Here is a 15,968-nt window from a genome sequence, read left to right on the forward strand (position 1 = left end):
AAATATGGTGTCTGTTTAGCTGGTCATTAATTCGTGTTGAAAATCTCAAGCGCAAAGCTGATATTATAGCTAAAGTTCAATTGAAATGAACTTCTGATTGCACTTCAACAGCCTAAATAAACCACAAAGCGACCACCGAAACGATGAGAACGCCTTATTCGCAGCAATTATTTTTTATTCATTTTAATTTTCTTATATTTTTGCTATAACTATGCAATCCTTTTATAAGTTTTATCTGAAAAGTCTTCTAAATGGATAGCATTAATCTTAATTTTTTCTGATAGTTATGTATTCACATTAAGTTATGTGCCTCCATATCATCATAGTTTCGATTTCCCGTATAGTATGATTGCAGTTTTCATAAATATCGTAAACATTACAACAAACAGTCTCAATTTATTAATAATTTTTGATATGAGTATCAAAGATTTTATTTAACTAAATTTTCAATCATATTAATTATATGGAATTCTTACACAGGCAATAATGATGATATTATGGACGAACAGCTACATCCCTAAAAGGTAATTTCTGCTGATGAATAAAATTCATTAAACCTCAAATATTTTAACTTGGATAGTTTGGGAGAGGCTTATTTTACAGATAAGCAATACGATTTAGCATTAGAGAGTTATAAAAAAGCAATCATTCTTGGCGGAACCAACGGTAATGCCGAAAAAATGATAGAAAAAATGGAAAAAGAAATGGGGAAAGTAAAATTTTCAAATTAGTACAAATAAAAAGCATTCCGGAAATTTCGGAACGCTTTTCATTTATAGTAGACTATTCTAAAGAGATATTCCCCTTAAACATTAAAAAACCATACATTGTTTTAATTTGGAGTAGCTCTCCAAAAACTCCATACAGTACCATTAAATACTGCTAATCTTTTTGCACCTGCTTTATTCACGTATACCATCATACCCGGTGCAGGGCTTACAATATTCTGTACATCTTCCACGGTTGGTAAAACCATTGCCTTTGATGAAGATTCGAGAACCAACACACCATCTGCACTGGTAGTAGCGCTACCTATAATTGCTTTTGCTCCGGCAACTTCTGCCGTCTGGGAAGCTGTAGGTTGGGAAGCTAAAGCAGAGGTTATATTTCCGTCCTGTCCGCTAAGATCGGTCCATGAGCCATTAAAATATTTTACTCTTGCCCCTGTTCCTGAAGTTGCATCCAGTACAATAGTTCCTTCTGTAGGTGTAGTCGGCATTGTTCTTACATAAGGAAGCACCAATCCTTTATTTTGTCCTGCCGCAAACTCTAAAAGTACTGAAGCCTTCTGATTTGCAGGCGCTGTACCAACAGCATCACCAATCACAATCTGAGCATTGAATATCGCGAATACTGTTATACACACAGCTATACATATTTTTTTCATTTCTTAATTTTTATTGTTTGATCTTTAAATAATAAACCCAAATCCATTTTATATTTTAAGGACATGCAGGTGTAGAAAAACATGACCATCCTGTATTGGCAGGAACAGAAGTGTCTACTGTATAGATTTTAAGACATTTCGCAGTGGTATCGTATACCATCATTCCGTCAACAGGCTGAGTAATCGCCGAAAGACCCGATGTAGGAACTCTCGTAATTACGAAGCCTTTAGTATTAGACTCTAAAACAGTATGTGCCCCGGTTCTGATCATCGGCCAATTTCCTTCAGAAGACCCCGCTCTGTTAAGAAGTGTAATACCGTGCCGTGCAGCAATACCAGTGGTCGTTGTATTCGGAAGATTGTAGCATGCACACTGAACAATATTTTGTCCGTAACCTCTACCGGTAATATTGGTAGCTCCTATAACAACCTGACTGATAGTAATTGTGTTACCTGACGACGTATTCCATGGTATAGTATTAAATGAGTTACCGTTGAACAGCTCAAGCGGGAAAAGTGCACCACCTGCCGTTTTACTTCCATACATCGAGACAGTACCTGTAGGACTTATCACTACTCTTATTAGCGGCGCTGCTGCTGATCCTGAATAATTGTAGATCAAAGGTGTATTGGCTTCATACTGATCGCCATCAGCAAAACGAATATTAATTCCCGGAACTGCACCCGACTGAAATTCTATCTCCGATGATGCGATTTTCACCCCATTTACAGTCATGTTAAAGGAATTGTCAAGAGAATATACATCCAATACAAATCCGTAATTCGTTGCAGGCTGAACAAATGTTTTGGAAGCACCTCCTGTAGCTGTAAAGTTTTCACCTCCTACTTGTTCTGTACATACTGCTGCTGCCGTATAGGAAAGCAATAAACTCTTGATATTATTACAAGTTCCTCCCACGCCATTGTTAGTACATTCAGCTTGTGCATCCGTAGGCGGTACTGTAGGATCAGGATTTGTTGCATCAGGGTCTGTTACGTCATTAGGACGTAAAATACCGGCTATAAAATTTTGGTTTCCGGAATTTACTCCTGTCGTTACGTTTAGTTTTATGGTATAACCGATTTCACAACCGTTGGGAAGATCAACAGATGACGTATAGGTTCTTGTGGAAGCATTATAAGTAATAGCTACCGACTCAGTTCCACAGCCTTTGCCATCAAATACAACTGATTGAGGATTAAACCCAACAGGAAGTGTAAAGCTAAATTTTGCTCCGGTAACTGCACTTGGTCCGTCGTTTTTAGCTTTTACATAAAAAGTGACAACATCTCCCGGAACAATAGCCGTTTTATCTGCTACAACCTGAGAAATTTTAAGATCTGCAATACGTGTAACAATAGGTAGAGGCTGTGTTTCAATAGGACCTTTTACAAATGCCCAGGTATCCATTGATCTTAAATCACCAAACTGATCTCCGGTTCCTGTACCATTTACCCCCCAAATATGACCATTAATATTACTGTCTAGGCCTGCGCTATTTACAGGCGGCAAATGAGAATTGTTTTTTGGTGAAGAATTGCTACCGTTGGTAACATTGGGAATATCGGTATCGTTCCAGTAAACAATACTTGAAGCAACCTGAGAAAGATTATCTTTATTTAACAGCTCAATAATAGTTCCGTTTTTGTTGTATTCCATATCAATATAAGGGAAGTGTACCTCTGCTCCCTGTAACTGAACTGAAACATCTGCCTGATGAGTTCCTTCCGGAAGAGGTTGACCTGCCCCATCTTTTCCATCCCATAATATGCTATTGGCATTTGCGTTGGCAAATCCCAGTAAAACTCTCTCAGTAAAAGATGCAGGAGTTGTACTGCTTCTAATGATGATTGTATATTTTGCAGGTCTGTTTGAGTTAAATTTAATGTAACCACCTTTCGAGCTAATCTGTCCGTTTGTACCTTCAACACCTTGTGTATTTAATTGGGTCACTACGGGTACAATGGGTACTTTTCTCAACCAGGTGCTGTTTCCGGGAACTGCACCAGTACTTGCTTCAGGAAGATCTGAAGAAGGAAGTGTATAAAAGATTTTATGTGTAATCTGCTGCGTTGTGGAGTTTGAGATATCGGCAGATCTCGGATCATGCACATCACTGCTAGACAGGTTTGTAATACTTAAACTCTTATAAACCGATACTCCGCTAGAATTTGTAAACCCGTTATTGTTGATAAAAAAGGAAAAATACAACCCGTTATTACCATTATTATTAATTCTGTAAATAAAACCATCGTCCGTCAATCCATATACAATTCCATAGAATCCATTGGAGCTTGGATTTTGGTTTCCGTTGCTCATATTAAGCAAATTAGCATAAACACGACCACCGATAAATCCTGTATTCGTTGTGTTGATAACCGATATATCCCATGCAAAGATACCGGCCGAACTGTTTTGCGTCCAGGCTGCATCTGCAAGAACAGTGGTACTGGGAATTGTAATACCTCTTGCCAGAAATTCTACACGATAGATACCCGTACCTCCGCTAGGCACTTGATAATATATAGGAGTATATTTAGTAGTTGAGCTTTCGCCCAGTAATTTAGGACCGTTTTTTTCCTGATCTCTACTTGGGATCTGACCCGCATTATTATTATCTACAACAACTGCACCTGACGGACTATACATCATAATTTTTGCATTCCCACCGAGCTGGGCACTTGAAGCCAGAGTAATTCGCTCACCTGCTTTTGCATAAACATAGTGGGTTCCGGTTGTAGGAAAAGGCCATCGTTCAGTATCGGCTGTTAAGCTAGATCTAAGATAGGCACGATATCCTGGTTTTCCGTTTGGATAAAGGTCTTTCGAACCATCTGCAAATAAATAATTATTGCACAATAGGGAAACAAGCAAGGCTAAGCATAATTTGAGGCTCATCCTTCTTTTGGGTTGACATAAATTTTTCATGGGGTACATGCTGAATTGCCATAACCTGTTTTGGGTTATGAGATTTATTGGTTAAGATTTGTGTTGTTATATTCTAAAAAGCCAATAGGTTTTTAAAATATCATTTCAAAAATGACAGAGTTTAAACATTCACGAAACTGTGTAACATTTTGAAATAAAAAAGTCATTAGGGAGCGGAGGCGGCAGAGAAGCGCACGAATACTTTACAACATCTCGGGAAAGATGCTGAAAGAATGGTTTACAATTTTTCATTCAGTTTTAATTTCAGCACAAAAGTACACAAAATCATTTAGATAGCATATTATTGATCAATTTTTTAATCGTATTTTAATATGATTAATTTTATGTCGCTGTAGTAGCATGATTTTTATCAGTCTTCCAATCCCTTAATTTTGTAGCATTAATAACCTTTTGCGTGCCTATCCAAGGGCATTGTAAACAATTTGGTTACCCACTTTTTTATAAAACAAATATCAAAGTATCGAAATATATTTCTTAAGATAATCTGCGTATTTTTGATAGGATAAAAAAAGCAAAGTCGTTAAACTTTGCTTTATGAAGAATTGAGATTTTTATATATTTATCTTTTCCTGCCATTCAATGCCGCTGATATCAGTTAATTTTATGGAATAATTATCTTCAATAACTAATCCATGTGTATCAATCGACAGATCTGCCTTTGCTCCAAGTGGTAGGACTAAACTATGCTTTCCCGATTTGATTTTAGCAATATAATAATTACGGATCTTATTTTCAGGAAGGTTTGAAAGCTCCTTTTGATCTATTATCTTAACGGTATTTCCATACTGATCAAGTATTTCAATTTTTATCAAAAAAGATCCGTAAACATCTGCTCCTTCTGTTCTGAACAGCTGAAAAACAACCTCATCGTCATGATAACGAATATTTGATATTTCTATCTTGGGCTTTACAGATTTATTGTGAAGTTTCCCGAAAACACCCCCGTGAAAATATTGATTGGTAAATAACGTAATGCTAAAAATAGCAATAGAGGAAATCAGAATAAATGTGCGGTTATAGATTCTTGGCATTATGATTGAATCTAAACGGCAAAGATTATCCATTTTAGTTTTGAAAATACCTTTATGATAAAGATAATTATCTACAGAAAAATCATCGCTTCCACTTAAAAACAATGTAAAGCCTCCGGCAATACCGAGAACACCGATCTGCCATTCGTCAAGACATGTTGTCCCCAACCAGCCAGATCCCAAAAGAATTCCTGTAGCCAGCATTATTATTCCTATACTGACCAATCGGGTATATAGCCCTAAAATAAGAAACAGTCCCAAAACAGCTTCTATTATGGTAAAGGAAATCATAGATATCTGCAGCAGATCAGGATTAGAAACAAGATATTCAATAACCGGTTTTATTCCTAAAGCATTAGGAAGGAAGTGATTGAATTTTTCACCAATATATCCTGCCTCGTCCGGAATAAGCTTGTTTTCAAGAACTAATCTCCTCCAAAATGCTGAAAAATAGGTCCATCCTATAACCCAGCGTAAAGACAATGTGAAGAGTCCGGCAGAATTTGCTGAACCTGTATTATGTAATCTCATGTAATTTTGTTTTAAACGTTTATATATGAATAGTATGAATTTCAAACCATTACATATGAAGCTTTAAACGTCTGTATAAAATATACAATGGCGGACTGTTGCCCGAGAAGATTATTACGGCTGAAAAGATCGGTTCAGAAAAGATCCTTCTAAACAGAACCTTATTTGTGGAAGAATTCCGGGAATCAATATCCCTTTTTTGCCGTTTATTAGTGATCTGATGATAAGAATCTATTGCTGAATACTGGCAAAACGACCCTGAAGCAGTAGTTTGTGACCTGTTCAACGGTTTAGAATACTCCCATTGTATGATTGATAGCCAATATTCTTTCACTTTACATGGAGTAAGTGAAAAAACAATCAGCCCGATAAAAACTAAATGGAAAATTCTTTTACTATATTTCGTACCTGTGATCACTTTTCCAAATCTACAATAAAATAATGGTTTATCGTTACCATAATCTATTTTGCCAGTCTAATGCCTGTAAACTGCCATTGTAAATTTGCAGGAAAGAAATTGCGGTACGTATTTCTGCTGTGTCCTTCCGGAGTAGCTTCAGATGCACCTCTCAGAACCATCTGATTAATCATAAACTTTCCATTATACTCTCCCACTGCTCCGGATGCTCTTTTATAACCCGGGTAAGCCAAATATGCTGAGTTGGTCCACTCCCATCTTTTTCCCCAGTTTAGAAGACCGGAGGCGACTTCCCATTCTGCTTCTGTTGGTAATCTCATCCCCTTCCAAGCAGCAAAAGCAGAGGCTTCGAAAAAATTAATATGGCAAAGAAGATCATCCAAGTTGATTTCCTTGAGTCCTTCTAAAGTGTAGATCATCCAGATATCATCGATATTATGCCAATACAACGGAGATTCAGCTTTTGTATTTTTCACCCAATCCCAGCCTTCAGCATGCCAATATTTAAAATCATGATACCCTCCCGACTTTATAAATTCCAGATATTCTCTGTTCGTAACGGGACGATCTGCTATTTCAAATTCATTCAGATAAACCTTGTGCCTTCCCAGTTCATTATCAAAACAGAAACCTTTACCCTGAAAACCTATTTCATAGACACCTTCTGAAAATTTAAGCATTTTAATTTCCTCTGAAGCGGTTGAACTTTTTAAAAAAGATTCTTTTCTATACGCCGGAAAAAGAGGGTTATGTCCTAAAATAAATTTGATATCTGTTACCAACAATTCCTGATGTTGCTGTTCATGATTAAGGCCTAACTCTAATAATTCAGTATGTTCAGGCCTGAAAAAGTCACCCTGTAAAAATTCAGTCATTTTTTCATCTACATATCTTCGGTATTCATAAATTTCAGATACTGAAGGACGGCTTAAATTGCCTCTGTCAGTGCGGATTACGCGGGCTCCTATTGTTTCGTAGTAACTGTTGAAAACGAAATTGTATTGCGGGTCAAAAACTTTATAACCGTAATAATTGGGTACCAGAATGAATGTTTCGAAAAACCAAGTCGAATGTCCCAGATGCCATTTGGGAGGACTTACATCAACCACAGGCTGCACAACGTAATCTTCGGTCTGTAAAGGCTCACAGATATGCTCTGACTGTTTCCGTATATCATGATAACGACGAAGCCAATAGTCTGTATTTTCTTCGATTGTATGTTTTGAACTTTCTTTCATTTTTGGAATCATTTATATAACATGCCAGATTGAATCAACAAACCATTTTTTGGAGTCATAAATATTTTCAACAACATGAAATCCAGCAGACTGCCCCATTTTCGCAATTTCTTCAATTGAATATTTCTGAGAAACCTCCATATCAATAAGCTCATTTTCATCAAATAAAATTTTCTCATCACAAATGTTTACAGTCTGAGCTTGTAAACTAACTAAAAAACTTCTGCAGGCTCCTGAATCAGGCTCGTAGCTTTGATAATGCCTGAAATTTTCAATATTAAAATCTGCATCGAGCTCGCGGTTGATTCTTGTAAGTAAATTAAGGTTGAATGCAGCTGTGATTCCAGCCGGATCATTATAAGCGTTAAGTATAGTGTGAGGATTTTTTTTAAGATCAAAGCCGATTAACAGTACATCTCCGGCATTAAGTCTGCTTCTTATTTTTGCACAAAACTGCAATGCCTCTTTTTTAGTCATATTACCAATATTCGCTCCCAGAAAAAGCACCACTTTTTTTCTTGTAGAAATTCCGGATACCTTATCAAGCATTTCAAAATACTCACCTTCTAAAGGAATAACTGTAAGATCGGGCATTTCGGTCGCCAAATCTTTTTGTAATTCATGAAGTATATTTCCGGATATATCTATCGGCATATAATTAAAATCAAAACTATTTTTCTTTAAAAAATTCAGTAAATGTTTTGATTTGGTAGCATCTCCAGAACCTAATTCAATAACATCAAATGGCTGGTTTTCCAACTGTAGATTTTGAGTGATCTCGTTACTTTTATTCTTAAAAATATCAAGCTCACAATTGGTAAGGTAATATTCCGGCATATCCATTATTTTCTGAAATAATTTATCGCCTTGCTTATCGTAAAAATATTTTGAAGATAATTTTTTGGGATTTTGCTTTAATCCTTTGAGAACGTCTGTGTAAAAATCAGACTTTGCCGTGTTATCGATCGAAAGATCTTCATCTAAATGAATTTTCATAGTTTGTAATTTGATCTGTAAACAATTACAACTATCTTGCCACCTTAATGTACATCGGAGATATCATTTAACAAGAGCGTTTTTTTTGTGTAAGGTAACAGATTATTTTAAAGGCTGTAGTATGATATACTAAAATAATACAAAGCCACAGTGAGAAAACTTTTGTCTTCTTACTGGGGCTTTTGTTAAAATAATTTGACTAAGAAATTTAATCTAATTCCTCATTAATTTTCAATTTCATTCCTCTTTATCATACTATTATTGCTAAACGAGTCTTAGTATAACTCTTCAGAGTTCAAGCTTGTTTAGTTATCATAATAGTTTTTTGGCCTCCTATTCTGTAGTTGGAGTATCCAGTATTTTTCTGATAAATAATTATTTGATTCAATCTACTCATTACTAAATCTCGTCTGTCTCTTATACTATTTTTACTTCTTTATGATTTTTAGCAAAAGTTAAAAAACAGTACTTACATACTTCTTAATTTAGATATCATATTGCTTTGTATAAACTGGTTCTGCATCAAATCTGAATCCTTTATTAGCCGCTATACCTGTTACTTTACAAAAACCAGGAATCTTAAACATTGTCCCTACATTACTATGAGTTACTTCTATACCACTGTCACTATCATTAAAGATCTCAATTCTTTGTCCTAATATTGGTTTGTCTGGTAAGCTTACAGCATTTCTTGTTACAATATAAATATGAGCATTTCTTGAATGTCTTACATCTCCATCTGTATTGTACAGAGGATTAAGGATCAACTGCCTAGAATTGTGATTAATATCAATAGTATCTACTGATAGATCTCCTGCTAATTGAACTTTGTCTTCGTGGTTACCTAACTCTCTTCCTATACCAAGTAACTGTGCATCAAAATGAATATTTAATCCTTCAAACCCGTCAATTGATGAACCATATTTAAGATATTCATTTATTCTACCAGCATAAAACCTTTTATTACTTATATCAACTAATCCTGACTCTCCTCCTATATTCCCTTCTCCAAGAACTAATTGGCCATACCCAAAGGCATCCATTAAAAAAACACTGTTAAATCTTGGTGCTTGACCTACTCCTAGCCATTGATCAATATTATTTATATAAAACAAATTGGAATGTGTATGAGAGCTTCCTGATGCTGCTGCATTCCATGAATTAATATTTGCCTGAGTTATATTATATACAGGATGTGACTTAGGAATAAAATTAGTATTAACCCATGTTCCAGTTGCATATCCTGCATTAGCATGATTACCCCAACCATAAGCTATATTCCAGTTATTAATATTTGCTTGAGAAAGATTCTCTTTATCCCAAACTTGAACCCAACCATAATCAGTACCATTTTCATATCTTCTATAGTGCATAGAGTTACCACCTGTCATTTGTACTCCAATTTCAGTGAAGTAACCACTAGAATTACTGTGAAGCATTTTAATTCTATGGAACCAATTATCTGTAGGATTTCCTTGGGCAGTTCCACTACTATTTAAAAAACCATGTACATCACCATAGGTAGCTTCATTAAGATATGCAGTACCTGAACCATTCATCGTTCTACCTGGAATATATGGGTTAGTAACTAACATCTTAGCTGCATTAGCCCAGGTATCAGTTGCATTAGAACCATTTCTATCTGCTTTATCATTAAGCTGCTTTAAATTAACCGCATGAGTTCCTAAAGTACCATTTGGAATAACAGGACTTTGTGTAAATGTGTTAGTATTAGTAAAGGTCTGTACTCCATTCAATGTTGCATAATTAGCTAACTGTGTATTTAAAGAAGTTTGTGTAACATACTGTGCCGGATTAAAATTCCCTGTATGCCATGTATAATACCATTGTGAGTAAGTTCCACCTACATATTCTCTAAAAGCAAATTGACCACCATAAGTTGAAACTGCAATTTCTCCGCCTTCATTACCATCTCTCATCATTTTCAGAACTGTACCATATTGAAATGGTGCATGTAAGGAAACATTCAGAGAATAAAATCCTGTATTTCTTCCAGAGTATGTATCAGCATCAGCCAAAGATTCTAAATAGAGTTTACCTAAACCATATTGATGATAGTCTTCTAAATTTATATCGTCCCAAATTTTTCTAAAAGGATAATCATTTGGATTACCAGCTAAATACCAGTTCCTATGATATAAATTCCCGTCATTTTGATGAACAAATTCAGACGTAAATGATCTACTTGACATTTTCAGAAAATTCCCATAACCATAAAAAGGAAAATTGGTATTTCCTGAACCATTCCCTGTTTCTATTGAAGTGATTCCTGTCTCATTAGCTAAATTATTAGCGTCAACATTAGATACAAAAGCAACTCCTCTATCAACTAAACCATGAGTATATGCTCTTCCCCATTGATTAGAATTAGTATTATAATTAGAAATAACTCTTCCTGATGTTATATACAGGTCATTAAAGAATTCAGAATAAGAAGGTCCAACATAAAACATGTTATTACCATTAGCTTGTAAATATATTCCTAAACTTGCATTTGCATTAATAGTTAATGGTGAGCCATAGTTTTCTATGTTATCATAAATAAGTTTATCAGTAGCATTCTGAGCAGAAATTGTAAGAGCATTTAATTGGCCTGTCATAGTATCTCCTGATTTCTTCACATAACTATTCAAATTACTTATTGTAGCTACTCTATGAACAGGTAAATCAATTAATTTATTAGAACCACTATATTGATTTAAATCTGATTCTATTGCATGAGACCAACCTAAACTCCAGTCTTGATACCAGTTACCATATTGAACCTGAACTCTTGCAACCTCAAATGAAAAATAACCTTCCCAAACTGTATTAGGATTTCCTAACAGAATACTAACATAGCCATCAGTCCCAATACCTACTCTTACTATATCTGTAGGAAAGTTATCTGTTACATCTAATAAAGCTACAGAACCTTCATTTATGATTGTTCCAGAAACATATTTATAAAAAGATACATTTATTTTTCCTACATATTTATTTTGATATCCATAGATATTAATGTCAATACTAAACATAGCTTGGTCAAGGGAAGCTTGTGGCATCTTAATAGCCAAAATACCTTGATTAGTTCCAAAGTCATAATAACCTTGATAAACTCTATTAAATATCTGAGTATTATTCTGGTTTTTAGATATAGCACCACTAGGTCTTATCTTAAATGTTTCTGTACCATCATTATTAATTCCTATAACAAAATCATTACCTAGAGGGCCTAAACTCCAATTAAATAAAGTTGGGTCATTTTTAAATCCCATTCTTGGATAATACTGACCTCCGCCATAATCTTTATAACCTAATAGAATTCTATTGCTTGATGGAGTAGTTGTTCTTAATGGCTTTGCATTAACATCAAATAAACCATCTGGTGTATAAGTATCATATCCTGTTAAAAATGTTTTCTGAGAATTAATATTTTGTTCTGTAGATAACGTAACATATCCTGATAAATTACCAGCTAAAGCAAAGTCAGAGATTAATTTATGGCCTCCTCCTCCCGTAAGTAAATATGAATCAGATGAACCATTCTTTGTATATCCATTTGCTTTAACTGGAAAATATCCTGTACTATTTGTATTTATAAATTGAAATTCATATCCACTAAATGATAACTGTGCATTATCTACACCATCTTTAGTAAATGACATTGCAGGGTTTGAACCATCGCTAGATCTTACCCATAATCTGTTATTCCCTACATCTCCACCTAAATAGGTAGTAAATGATTTAATACCTGTTATATCCTGGAATGAAGTTTTATCAATATACTCTGTACCATCTAAAGAACCATCAGCCTTTAAAAAGTGGACGGCTGTACCGCCCAATACCCTGTAGCCTTTAGAGGTATTATAATATGCGTATTTTATGTCCATGTTAAATATCTTTACGGGTTACTGTTACTGATACAGTATTAGGTAAAGCAGAATCAAATTCAATATCTATTTTATTCGGATCGGTTAATTTTATCCTGCCTTCAATTTTGTAAAATGTTACAGTATCATACATTACAACATCTACATTTCTAGTTCCTAAATTGTGCGCTATACTTGCCGTTCCGGAAATAGCAGTCGTGTACGATTTTAAAGTACTACTTCCGGCAATAACTCTACCTTTAGCATCAACTGTAACCTGATCATAAGTTCCCGCAGTTACTCCTGTTGCAGCCAATGTTAATGCTGAGGTAACGTTTACCGAACCGTCAAAGGTTGTCGTCCACGAAGCGTCACCTGTAGCCGAAATTGTTCTCGGTGTTGTCAGTTTTGCCGCCGATCCGGTTGTATTGATTGCTGCGGTTCCCGTTAAAAGTGTTGCAGGAACTGCAGTAATAGGGATGGTCACACTTCCGGAACCATCAATGGTTTGTGCCGTTGCGGTAACTCCGGAAAGCGTAATGGTCTGGGCCGTAGTCCATTTTGTTGCGGAAAGAACATTTTTCGCGGCGTCTGCCGTATTATCAACATTGCTTAAACCTACGTGAGATTTGTTTAAAACGACAACACCTGTCAATCCATTTACAGAATCTACAGCTCCTGAAGTGATATAGACGAACGTTGACCCGGTCCATCGGTAGGTTTTGTTATTATCAAGAGACACATAAATCTTTCCTGTCTCACCGGCAATAAGGTTGGTATATGCTGCTTCTTTATAAAATTTTCCGTCAGCAGCTTTATAATATCCTTCCAAAACGTCATCCACATACGATGGCAGTTGGGATGCCGGAACCTGCCCTGCTCCATCCAACGTAGCAACTCCGTTTGCCGCACCTTTTTGAGATAATTGGATATAATTAGCCAAATCCGCTGAAGTAGGCATAGAGGCAAGATTCACCGTTATTCCGTTAACCGTCTGAGTAATTCCTGTAACCACATTTCCTGTACCTAAAGTGGTGACTGACAAGGAAAATGAAGTTCCTGTCAATGTCAAACCATTACCTGCACTGTACGTTGTATCTGTAGCAGCTAATGTGATGGTATTCCCGGTTTGATTAATCGTCACGTTAGAACCTGCTGCAAGGGTAACATCCCCGGATACCAAAGATCCTGATGCACCACCTTTCAGACGTGTAATTGTGTCCGGTGTTGTAAATGATCTGTTTGCTGACAAATCATAAGCTGTACCGTTAATTGTTAACGTTCGGGTTTTGGGTACATAATCCAGCGGATTTAAGTTTCCGTCATGCCAAAAAGAATTGATTGATCTTGTACCCCCTCCTGCGGTTAAAATATCATTGTCTGTTTTTCCTTCGATTTTGTATCCTACGGAACTACTGTAATAAGCGTATTTAATGTCCATAATTATATTTTTTTAATTGTTAACTGAATTATATTGGGTGGTACAGAATCAAACAGCACTTCAATAGTATTGGTGTCAATTCTTCTCACCTTAAGGGGTATTGTAAACATGGTAACCGTGTCATAGGCATCGATCACAAAACTTAATGTATCAAGATTATGTTCTATTTTAGAGTCTCCCCTAATTCTCTCTTCATATTTGTTTTTTTCGGAACTGGTGTCATCTTCGATCGTTTTAATTTTATCATACACCAAATCATTGAACTGATTTTGGTAAGTGACAGGTCCCCAGTTTGAATAACTTCCAACAAGACTTATTTTATCATCTGAACTGTTGATAACAGCCTCTTTAAGCAATTCTATCTGCTCCCTGTTTTCTTTTATATAGTCTACGATTTCCTGAAGCTCATCAAGATTTACATCATCAGAGGTCAGTAATTCGTTAATTCTCGCAATACGTTCAAGCATTTCATCATCTTTTGCCTGAAATATATTCACGATTTCCCCGATCTGCTCTTTCGTAAAGACGTTTCCGGGCTCACCTTCTCCGTCTATCGTAGCTGTTAATTTGATTTTTAATTTTTCCCTCCATTCATCTACATTAACATCGGTAAGATTGGACGCATTAAGCTTTGCCAAAACTGAATTATGCGCACTCTCATCTTCCAGATGATCTGTAAAAGCTATGGTAGACAGCGTTTTTTGAAAAGCTTCATTTAAACCCTTCACATCATCCATTTCGATTTCATCATCTAAATGACGGAATGAAGAAAAGGTCTGCCGAAATTGATATTCTGTGGGGATATCACCCTTTTCAAACCAGCTAAATATTGTTGTTAATGGTACTTTCATGATCATTTGAGGTTTTGTTTGAGTTTCTTTGTCATTAGTTATTTTTGATTTAATTTTTTTAGAATATCACTTGCCTCATTTTACCTTTGCTTATGAGTGATTTACAAGAAAGCCTCATTGAATTAAATTTTCTCTTTCACTTCCTATTTCAAGTATAAATATTGGAAAGCGCATAAAAGTCTTATTTTGAAAAAAACAAATCAGCTTCAGCTTTTCTACGCCTGATTAAGCCATTCAAAACTTTACCTCCTGCAGTAATATATCTTGAAATGAACCAGTCTTTTATAACTTCGGGATTTGCTTTTTTGTTGATTAGAGAAAATAAAGTATCAGATCCTCCGGTATTATAAGTATGCGATACAAGAGCATCAAATTGGTTTTGAGTAAGATTTACTTTAATTTTACTGTTCACAATTTTTTCATAAACGGGTAAAACAGATGAAAATAATTCAATTCCTTTTTCCTTGCTGATTGAAGGATCTTTCATCGTTACTTTTTTGCCACCCGGATAGTAAGTATTCCCGTAGCCAATTGTCGGAATCCCTGCTGAATCCAGATAAGGCTTGGCGCTGAAACCTTCGAATGATAAAATCAGGTTGATTCCTTTTTGTGATGTTTTCATTTCTTAAAGTATTTGTAGGTGAAAAAGATGAATATTAAAAAGGTCACAACAATTGTAATTACAACCCAGCTTCCTGCCTGAAAGCCTTTTGCTTTAATCTCTTTTGTTTGTTGCTTCACTTCGGATGTGACTTCATTGGATATTTTTTTTGAAATAGTTTTCTGAGCTGAATCCTGAATGATATTTGCAAATTCTTTTTTTACAACATGCGACTTTGCATTATCAGCCTTTGCATAATAATTACTGATTGCATATTCTGCATTTCCGATAATGGAAATACTTTGAATGGTGTCGTTTCCGATAACATTATGAAAAATAAAAGGATTGGATGGATCAGATTTTCCTGTGATTAATATTTCTCCGGATGTTTCATTTTTCTTTTCCTTTAAAAATGCATCAACAGAGTTATTCTGTGTAGATTTCACGTTTTGTAAACTAAAAGAATCAACTTTTACAGTTTCAGTTTCTTTTTTGTTTTCACTATAAGTTGTTGTAATTTTATGTTTACTTCGGCAACACAATATGAGACCGCTGAATAATATCAGCAGCAGAATTTTTGCTTTCATAAGCTTTATTTTTTGAAATTATTAAATTAGGAAGCCGGAAGAGAGAAGTTATTGTGTTTATAAAA

General features: G+C 35.4%; 11 protein-coding genes. 1 reads left to right on the forward strand and 10 read right to left on the reverse strand.

Going from position 1 to position 15,968, the window contains the following annotated elements; translation table 11 throughout:
• The first annotated feature begins 572 nt into the window (after positions 1–572).
• Positions 573–731 carry a hypothetical protein gene (locus tag ACR1PN_RS07225; protein ID WP_433979474.1) on the forward strand — a complete coding sequence of 53 codons (159 nt, stop codon included), beginning with the start codon at positions 573–575 and terminating at the stop codon, positions 729–731.
• 101 nt (positions 732–832) lie between these two features.
• On the opposite strand, the gene ACR1PN_RS07230 is transcribed toward ACR1PN_RS07225, so the two are convergent.
• From ACR1PN_RS07230 to ACR1PN_RS07275, 10 genes are all read right to left on the reverse strand, one after another.
• The gene (locus ACR1PN_RS07230) at positions 833–1,387 is read right to left on the reverse strand and encodes a hypothetical protein (RefSeq protein WP_433979475.1); all 555 of its coding nucleotides are present in this window, start codon (positions 1,385–1,387) and stop codon (positions 833–835) included.
• 55 nt (positions 1,388–1,442) lie between these two features.
• Positions 1,443–4,286, reverse strand: coding sequence for a hypothetical protein (locus ACR1PN_RS07235; protein ID WP_433979476.1), 2,844 nt, complete (start codon positions 4,284–4,286; stop codon positions 1,443–1,445).
• 602 nt (positions 4,287–4,888) lie between these two features.
• On the reverse strand, positions 4,889–5,899 hold the full coding sequence (locus tag ACR1PN_RS07240) for a TQO small subunit DoxD (RefSeq protein ID WP_433979477.1): 1,011 nt from the start codon (positions 5,897–5,899) through the stop codon (positions 4,889–4,891).
• Between the two features lie 462 nt (positions 5,900–6,361).
• Positions 6,362–7,555 (reverse strand): ergothioneine biosynthesis protein EgtB, encoded by a 1,194-nt coding sequence (egtB, locus tag ACR1PN_RS07245; protein ID WP_433979478.1) that lies wholly within the window; start codon positions 7,553–7,555, stop codon positions 6,362–6,364.
• Positions 7,556–7,567: 12 nt separating this feature from the next.
• Positions 7,568–8,551: an L-histidine N(alpha)-methyltransferase gene (egtD, locus tag ACR1PN_RS07250; protein WP_433979479.1), complete on the reverse strand. Its 984-nt coding sequence runs from the start codon at positions 8,549–8,551 to the stop codon at positions 7,568–7,570.
• Between the two features lie 485 nt (positions 8,552–9,036).
• Complete coding sequence (locus tag ACR1PN_RS07255) at positions 9,037–12,444, reverse strand: hypothetical protein (RefSeq protein ID WP_433979480.1); 3,408 nt, start codon at positions 12,442–12,444, stop codon at positions 9,037–9,039.
• Between the two features lies 1 nt (position 12,445).
• Positions 12,446–13,864, reverse strand: a complete 1,419-nt coding sequence (locus ACR1PN_RS07260) for a hypothetical protein (protein ID WP_433979481.1) — start codon at positions 13,862–13,864, stop codon at positions 12,446–12,448.
• A 2-nt stretch (positions 13,865–13,866) separates the two neighbouring features.
• Positions 13,867–14,715 (reverse strand): hypothetical protein, encoded by an 849-nt coding sequence (locus ACR1PN_RS07265; protein ID WP_433979482.1) that lies wholly within the window; start codon positions 14,713–14,715, stop codon positions 13,867–13,869.
• A 181-nt stretch (positions 14,716–14,896) separates the two neighbouring features.
• Entirely contained in the window at positions 14,897–15,337 is a 441-nt protein-coding gene (locus tag ACR1PN_RS07270; RefSeq protein WP_433979483.1) for a lysozyme, read from the reverse strand.
• Positions 15,334–15,903, reverse strand: a complete 570-nt coding sequence (locus ACR1PN_RS07275) for a hypothetical protein (RefSeq protein WP_433979484.1) — start codon at positions 15,901–15,903, stop codon at positions 15,334–15,336. The genes ACR1PN_RS07270 and ACR1PN_RS07275 overlap by 4 nt, the downstream gene beginning before the upstream one ends.
• Positions 15,904–15,968 lie beyond the last annotated feature (65 nt).

The sequence above is a fragment of the Chryseobacterium sp. RLHN22 genome (genome assembly GCF_051011795.1).
In the GTDB taxonomy this organism is placed as follows: domain Bacteria; phylum Bacteroidota; class Bacteroidia; order Flavobacteriales; family Weeksellaceae; genus Chryseobacterium; species Chryseobacterium zhengzhouense.

What these genes read in the sequence shown, in the direction of transcription:
- ACR1PN_RS07265 (WP_433979482.1), bottom strand. Translation starts at nt 14,715, where the DNA reads ATGAAAGTACCATTAACAACAATATTTAGCTGGTTTGAAAAGGGTGAT.
- ACR1PN_RS07275 (WP_433979484.1), bottom strand. Translation starts at nt 15,903, where the DNA reads ATGAAAGCAAAAATTCTGCTGCTGATATTATTCAGCGGTCTCATATTG.
- egtD (WP_433979479.1), bottom strand. Translation starts at nt 8,551, where the DNA reads ATGAAAATTCATTTAGATGAAGATCTTTCGATCGATAACACGGCAAAG.
- ACR1PN_RS07260 (WP_433979481.1), bottom strand. Translation starts at nt 13,864, where the DNA reads ATGGACATTAAATACGCTTATTACAGTAGTTCCGTAGGATACAAAATC.
- ACR1PN_RS07235 (WP_433979476.1), bottom strand. Translation starts at nt 4,286, where the DNA reads ATGAGCCTCAAATTATGCTTAGCCTTGCTTGTTTCCCTATTGTGCAAT.
- ACR1PN_RS07270 (WP_433979483.1), bottom strand. Translation starts at nt 15,337, where the DNA reads ATGAAAACATCACAAAAAGGAATCAACCTGATTTTATCATTCGAAGGT.
- ACR1PN_RS07230 (WP_433979475.1), bottom strand. Translation starts at nt 1,387, where the DNA reads ATGAAAAAAATATGTATAGCTGTGTGTATAACAGTATTCGCGATATTC.
- ACR1PN_RS07255 (WP_433979480.1), bottom strand. Translation starts at nt 12,444, where the DNA reads ATGGACATAAAATACGCATATTATAATACCTCTAAAGGCTACAGGGTA.
- egtB (WP_433979478.1), bottom strand. Translation starts at nt 7,555, where the DNA reads ATGAAAGAAAGTTCAAAACATACAATCGAAGAAAATACAGACTATTGG.
- ACR1PN_RS07240 (WP_433979477.1), bottom strand. Translation starts at nt 5,899, where the DNA reads ATGAGATTACATAATACAGGTTCAGCAAATTCTGCCGGACTCTTCACA.